The sequence below is a fragment of the Corallococcus llansteffanensis genome, from assembly GCF_003612055.1.
Classification (GTDB): Bacteria; Myxococcota; Myxococcia; order Myxococcales; family Myxococcaceae; genus Corallococcus; species Corallococcus llansteffanensis.
Genome location: NZ_RAWB01000630.1, coordinates 1 through 5,430 on the forward strand (window position 1 = coordinate 1; position 5,430 = coordinate 5,430).

Here is a 5,430-nt window from a genome sequence, read left to right on the forward strand (position 1 = left end):
CCTGGCGCGCGCTCTCCGGCAGCCGGTTCCACGCCCGCACCAGCACGCCCTGCACGCGCTCCTGCTCGCGCGCGTTCTTCAGTTGCTCGTACGCCAGCAGCTCGTGGTAGCGGGCCTGGTACACCTGCGCGGAGGTGGAGCGCGAGTCACGGCCGTACGTCTCCGCGAACACGCCGAAGGCCCGGGCCGCCTCGCTCCACTTCTTCTCCTTCTCCCACGCGAGCGCCGCCGCGAAGGCCACCTCCGCCGCCAGCACGTGGTCCATCCCGCCCCCCTCCTCCGGCCGGGGCGGGAGGATGAGCAGCGGCGGCGAGCGCTGCCCCCGGTGCACCGTGCCCTCCATCACCAGCGGAACCGCCCCTCCGGACCCCACCGGGATGAGCGTGGAGCGCTCCAGGAACTGACCTTTCTGGACCATGGCACCACCTTAATCCGCCCTTCCCGGAGCGGCCGGACCGTCTTCGCGTCCGTCCTCCCTCTGACGGACGCATTGCGCGGCGCGTCACACACATTCGGGGGCCCCCTCGCAACTTTTGGCCGCTTGCGGTGAGAATGGATCAACGCCTCAAGCTGTCCTTTCCCCCTCAAGAAATCCGCAGGAGCTTCAAGCCATGGGAACCATCGGGAGCGGCCGCAACTCCATCAACAACGCCACGCGCACCACGGCGACGACGCAGACCAACGCCACGCCGGCCGTCGCGAAGCAGGCCCCGGTGGCGACGCCCAAGGCGACCAACCAGGTGAAGGACGGCTTTGACGCGCGCGCGACGAACAGCGCGGTGCGCACCGCCGCCCCCACGGGCGTGTTCACGGCTCCCGCGGGCTCCAAGGACAAGGTGTTCGACGGCAAGCTGGTGGGCGCCGGCGGCCAGACGTTCGACGCCAGCACCCCGCTGAACCAGGTCCCGGCCTACACGCCCAAGAACAACCCGAACGCGCAGGGCACCGTCATCTACGTCAACGGCATCAAGACGGACAAGGCGGGCCAGGAAGAGACGCTGCAGGTCCTCGCGGACAAGACGGGCATGCGCGCCATCGGCATCCACAACGCCACCGAAGGCATGGTCAAGGACCTGGCCCAGTGCGTGGGCGACAAGCTGGGCAAGGGCAAGAACCCGGCGGTGGATACGCTGGCGGACACCGTCTACAACGAGCTGAAGGCGGGCCGGGAGATCCACCTGATGGCGCACAGCCAGGGCGGCCTCATCACCTCGCGCGCGCTGGGTGACGTGGCGCGCCGGATGCGCATCGAAGACGGGCTGTCCCCCGCGCAGATCGAGCAGAAGCTCTCCAAGGTGCAGGTGGAGACCTTCGGCGCCGCGGCGGCCACCTACCCGGACGGCCCGCAGTACGTGCACTACATCAACAACAAGGACATGGTCCCCGGCATCGTCGGCCTGGGCACCAGCGGCACCGGCCCCCTGGACCTCATCCGCCACGCGGGCAAGGACGCGAAGATCCACTACTTCTCCGACAAGAACATGTTCACGGGCGCGCACGACATCAACAGCACGTACCTGAACCAGCGCGTCCCGTTCGATCAGGCGCGCGCCGGCAATTTCTAAGCCTTAGGGCTGTGCTATGACTGCACGTATGACGCTCGAAGAAGCCCAGCGACTGGTGCAGTCATTCATGAGGGCCCACGGAGACACGGAAGGCTCCGGGCTCAATGCGAAGGGATTTGGCGGCGCCGCCCTCGGCGAGTCGCAGGTCTACTTCGAACACTCCGCGGACTCGGGGGCGCTGAAGTGCAGCGCCCTCATCTACCGCTTCCGCGACGCGCCCCGAGCGGGCGTCATCGACGGGTTCCGTGACGAAGAGAAGCGCGGCACGGACACCGGCGGCGGCAAGGTGGACTACGAGACCGAGAACAAGAGCCTCTTCCTGAGCCGCACCTACGGGGTGTTGCCGGCGGAGCAGCAGTTCAAGGACGACCTCGACCGGTTGCTGGAAGCGAGCCTCACCTGGGGCGAAGAGGTCTTCAACCGGGTCGCGGATCGCGTCGTCCCCGCGAAGTGATCACGCCATGAGTCGTTCCCTCTCCAACGGACTGCAGTGGCTGTTGGCCACCATCGGGATGGCGCCTCCTGCGCCTCCCGCTGGGGGGCCCATGACGCGCGAGGCAGCCCGGGAGCTGGTGAAGTGGTACCTGCAGACGCAGGGTGCCGGCATCACCGAGGGCCTCAACGCGGAGGGCTTCGGAGGCGCGATGAACGGCGAAGGGCAGTACGCCTTCGAGCACATCGAGTCCCCCCCTTCGCTCAAGGCCAGCGCCCTCATCTACCGGTTCCGCGAGCCGCCCAAGCCCGGCATCATCGAGGGCTTCCGGCAGCAGCAGGACGAGGGCACGGACACCGGCGGAGGCACCGTCGACTTCGAGCCGGAGAGCGGAAGCCTCTTCCTCAGCCGCACGTACACGGTGATGCCCGACGGCCGCCAGTTCACGCGCGACCTGGAGCGACTGGGCAAGGCCAGCGTCATCTGGGGCAAGGACGTGCTGGACCGCGTGGCGCACCGCGTGTTCGGCACCTGAAGCCCCGCGTCGCGGGAAGGCGCCCCACCCCGGGCGCCCCCATCCGCGGGAGGCCTCGCTACACCGCCTGCATCACGTAGAACTTCAGGTACTTGCCTTCCGGGAACTGCAGGCGCACCGGGTGGTCGGGCGGCTGGTAGCGCTCCTCCACCAGCGCCAGGTCCACGCCGGCCTTGAAGCCCGCCTCGCGCACGGCGCCCATGAACATGTCCCCGTTCACGCGCGCGGAGCACGACGCCGTGGCCAGGAGGCCGCCGGGACGCAGGAGCGCCAGGGCCTGCCGGTTGAGGGACGCGTAGCCGTCGATGGCGGCCTCCACCGCGCGCTGGCTCTTCGCGAAGGCGGGCGGGTCCAGGATGATGAGGTCGAACGTCCGGCCCTCCTCCTTGAACGACTGGATGATGGTGAAGACATCCGCCGCGAGGAAGTCATGCTTCTCCGCCGGCAGCCCGTTGCGCGTGAAGTTCTCTCGCGCGAGCGCGATGGCCTCCGGGTCCTGATCCACGGAGAAGACGCTCTTCGCCCCGCCCAGCGCCGCGTTCACGGAGAAGCCGCCGCTGAAGCTGAAGCAGTTGAGCACCTCGCGCCCCTGCCCCAGCCGGCGGATGAGGTGACGGTTCTCGCGCTGATCCAGGAAGAAGCCCGTCTTCTGTCCGCGCCACGCGTCCACCAGGAAGATGGCGCCGCGCTCGCGGATGGGGATGAGCTCCGGCGCTTCCTCGCCCCAAAGCATGCGCCCGGTGCCGCGCCCGTCGTCCTCCTCCACGTCGTCGCGGCCCACCTCGTCGCGCCCGATGATGCCCTTCAGGCCCGGCACGCCCGCCTTCAGCGCCTCCACGATGAGGGGCCGGTAGGGGGTGAGCCCCGCCGAGTACAGCTTCATCACCGCCCAGCCCGCGTACAGGTCCACCACCACGCCGGGCAGCCCGTCGCCCTCGCCGTGGATGAGGCGGTAGCTGTCGGTGTCCTTCAGGTCGATGAGCGCCGTGCGCGCGGCCAGCGAACGCTGCACCCGCTGGGTGATGAAGCGTGAGTCCACCGTCTCGCGCGAGTCCCGCGTGAGCACGCGCACCGCGATGGCCGAGTGCGGATCGTAGTACCCGCGCGCGACGAACTTCCCGTTCTCCGTCAGGTCCACCACGCTGCCAGCGGGGATCCGCGGCGGGTGCTCCAGCGCCTTGCGGAACACCCACGGGTGGCCCGCGCGCAGGTGACGCCCCAGGCCCCGGGCCAGCTCCAGCTTCACGACATTCACGTTGAGACTCCTCGACTGCGGGACGGCCGGCGGCGGGCAAGGAGGGCGCGTGCCAGCTCCTCGAATCCCCGCCCCTCGGGCGCCCGGGTGATGAAGGCCGGGGGCGCGTCGATGCGATCCAACACCGCGCGCACGTTGGCCACGCCCACGCCCAGCTTGAACGCCTGGAACATCGGAGCGTCGTTGAAAGAATCCCCCGCGTAGACGTACTGCCCGTCCCCGGGGTCCATTTGCTCGCCCCACGCCACCCGCGCGAAGCGGCGCGACGCGGAGAGCTTGTCGAAGCGGCCCAGCCAGCAGTTGACGTGCACCGACGAGCGCACCGCCGTCACGCCCCGGGCCCGCAGCAGCGCTTCGATGCGGGATGCCCCCGCGTCCCCCAGCCGGGCCTCCTCGTTGTAGTCCACCGCCAGGTCCACTTCCGTGTACCGGCTGTCCACCGACAGCCGGGCCCCGGGCACCTGGGCCAGCACGCGGTGCACCTCCGCCTCCAGCCGCTCGCGGTTCGCCAGGCGCTGGGCGGGCGGCTCCAGGTACACCTTGCGCAGCTCACCCTTCTTCCCCTTGAGGAAGAACAACCCGCCGTTCTCCACGATGACGCCGTCCACGGGGAGCTGCCGGGCCCACGCCTCGCCCCACCCCGCCGGCCGGCCGCTCACCAGCACCACCTTGAGGCCGGAGGCGGACAGCTGTTCGAGCGCCCGCACCGTCTGGCTGCGCAGCTTGTGGCCCGTCGTGAGCGTGCCGTCCACGTCGGTGAAGACGCCGCGCACGGCGGACAGGTCCGCGCTCCTCAAGGGGCGCGGCTCCGCGACCTTCTTCGGACCGGCCTTCACATCACGTCCAGTTGCGCGAGCTGCCCCTGGAACGACTCGATGGTGGCGCGCAGCTCCGGGCCGGTGAGCGTGGCGAGCTTCAGCTTGCGCGCCTTGCGCAGGAACGCGTCCATCGTCGCGTCGCGTCCGTAGAGCGACTGGGCGCTGACCGCGGCCTCCGCCAGGGCCTTCGCCGAAGCGACCGGATCCTTCGTCGACTGCGTGAGGGCGCGCTCCAGGCGCACGCCGCACGCGGCCCACACCTCGCGGTCGTGCAGGATGAGGAGCTGGCGCTGGTTCACGGAGGACAGGCTGCGCACCAGTTCGTCCAGGGCTTCGGCCACCGTTACCAGTTCCTGCCGGTCCGGGGTCGTCTGGATGGCGAGCGCGCCCACCTCCGCGCGGGCCTCGACGATCTTGCGCTTGTCCTGCGCGCGCAGGTTCCGGTACGCGGCGGTGCGGCCGAAGGCGTCCAGCTCCGTCTGGAGCTGCTGCGCGTTCCACAGCACCTCCTCCGGCTTCGCCTCGCGCACCTTTCCGAGCCGCGCCGCGACGATGCGCGACAGGTCGGACGTGATGGCCCGCACGGTCACCGCCGCCTTCACCTCCGCCTCGTAGCCCGGCACCACCTGGGCGCGGGACACCTCGCCGAAGGCGCTCGCGGACTCGAAGACGAGCTGGCTCATCTGCTCGCGGTAGTTGGAGCGGAAGCGTTGGATTTCCGCCAACAGCTGCCAGCGGTCGCTCACCACGGCCGGGTTGCGCATGGCCTCGCCCAGCTGGGTGATGCTCTGGGCCAGCTTCGCCATCCCCTCCTGGAGCAGGGC

6 protein-coding genes and 1 pseudogene are annotated in these 5,430 nt (G+C 69.9%); 3 read left to right on the forward strand and 4 right to left on the reverse strand.

What is annotated here, in order from left to right; all coding sequences use genetic code 11:
• A pseudogene (locus D7V93_RS47045) lies at positions 1-418 on the reverse strand (hypothetical protein); the annotation flags it as partial.
• Positions 419-611: 193 nt separating this feature from the next.
• On the opposite strand from D7V93_RS47045, the gene D7V93_RS36810 reads away from it, so the two are divergent.
• Genes D7V93_RS36810 through D7V93_RS36820 form a run of 3 tightly spaced genes read left to right on the forward strand, consistent with a single transcriptional unit; the run spans position 612 to position 2,533 of the window.
• Positions 612-1,565, forward strand: a complete 954-nt coding sequence (locus D7V93_RS36810) for an alpha/beta fold hydrolase (protein ID WP_120647799.1) — start codon at positions 612-614, stop codon at positions 1,563-1,565.
• 28 nt (positions 1,566-1,593) lie between these two features.
• On the forward strand, positions 1,594-2,019 hold the full coding sequence (locus D7V93_RS36815; RefSeq protein WP_120647800.1) for a hypothetical protein: 426 nt from the start codon (positions 1,594-1,596) through the stop codon (positions 2,017-2,019).
• A gap of 7 nt (positions 2,020-2,026) precedes the next feature.
• Positions 2,027-2,533, forward strand: coding sequence for a hypothetical protein (locus D7V93_RS36820; RefSeq protein ID WP_120647801.1), 507 nt, complete (start codon positions 2,027-2,029; stop codon positions 2,531-2,533).
• Positions 2,534-2,591: 58 nt separating this feature from the next.
• Here the strand turns inward: D7V93_RS36820 and D7V93_RS36825 are convergent, their stop codons facing one another.
• The 3 genes from D7V93_RS36825 to D7V93_RS36835 form a co-directional block, all read right to left on the reverse strand.
• On the reverse strand, positions 2,592-3,788 hold the full coding sequence (locus D7V93_RS36825; protein ID WP_120647802.1) for a class I SAM-dependent rRNA methyltransferase: 1,197 nt from the start codon (positions 3,786-3,788) through the stop codon (positions 2,592-2,594).
• Positions 3,785-4,624 (reverse strand): HAD-IIB family hydrolase, encoded by an 840-nt coding sequence (locus tag D7V93_RS36830; RefSeq protein ID WP_120647803.1) that lies wholly within the window; start codon positions 4,622-4,624, stop codon positions 3,785-3,787. The genes D7V93_RS36825 and D7V93_RS36830 overlap by 4 nt, the downstream gene beginning before the upstream one ends.
• Positions 4,621-5,430: hypothetical protein (locus D7V93_RS36835; protein ID WP_120647804.1), on the reverse strand; the 810-nt coding region annotated here is incomplete at its 5' end. The genes D7V93_RS36835 and D7V93_RS36830, both read right to left, overlap by 4 nt.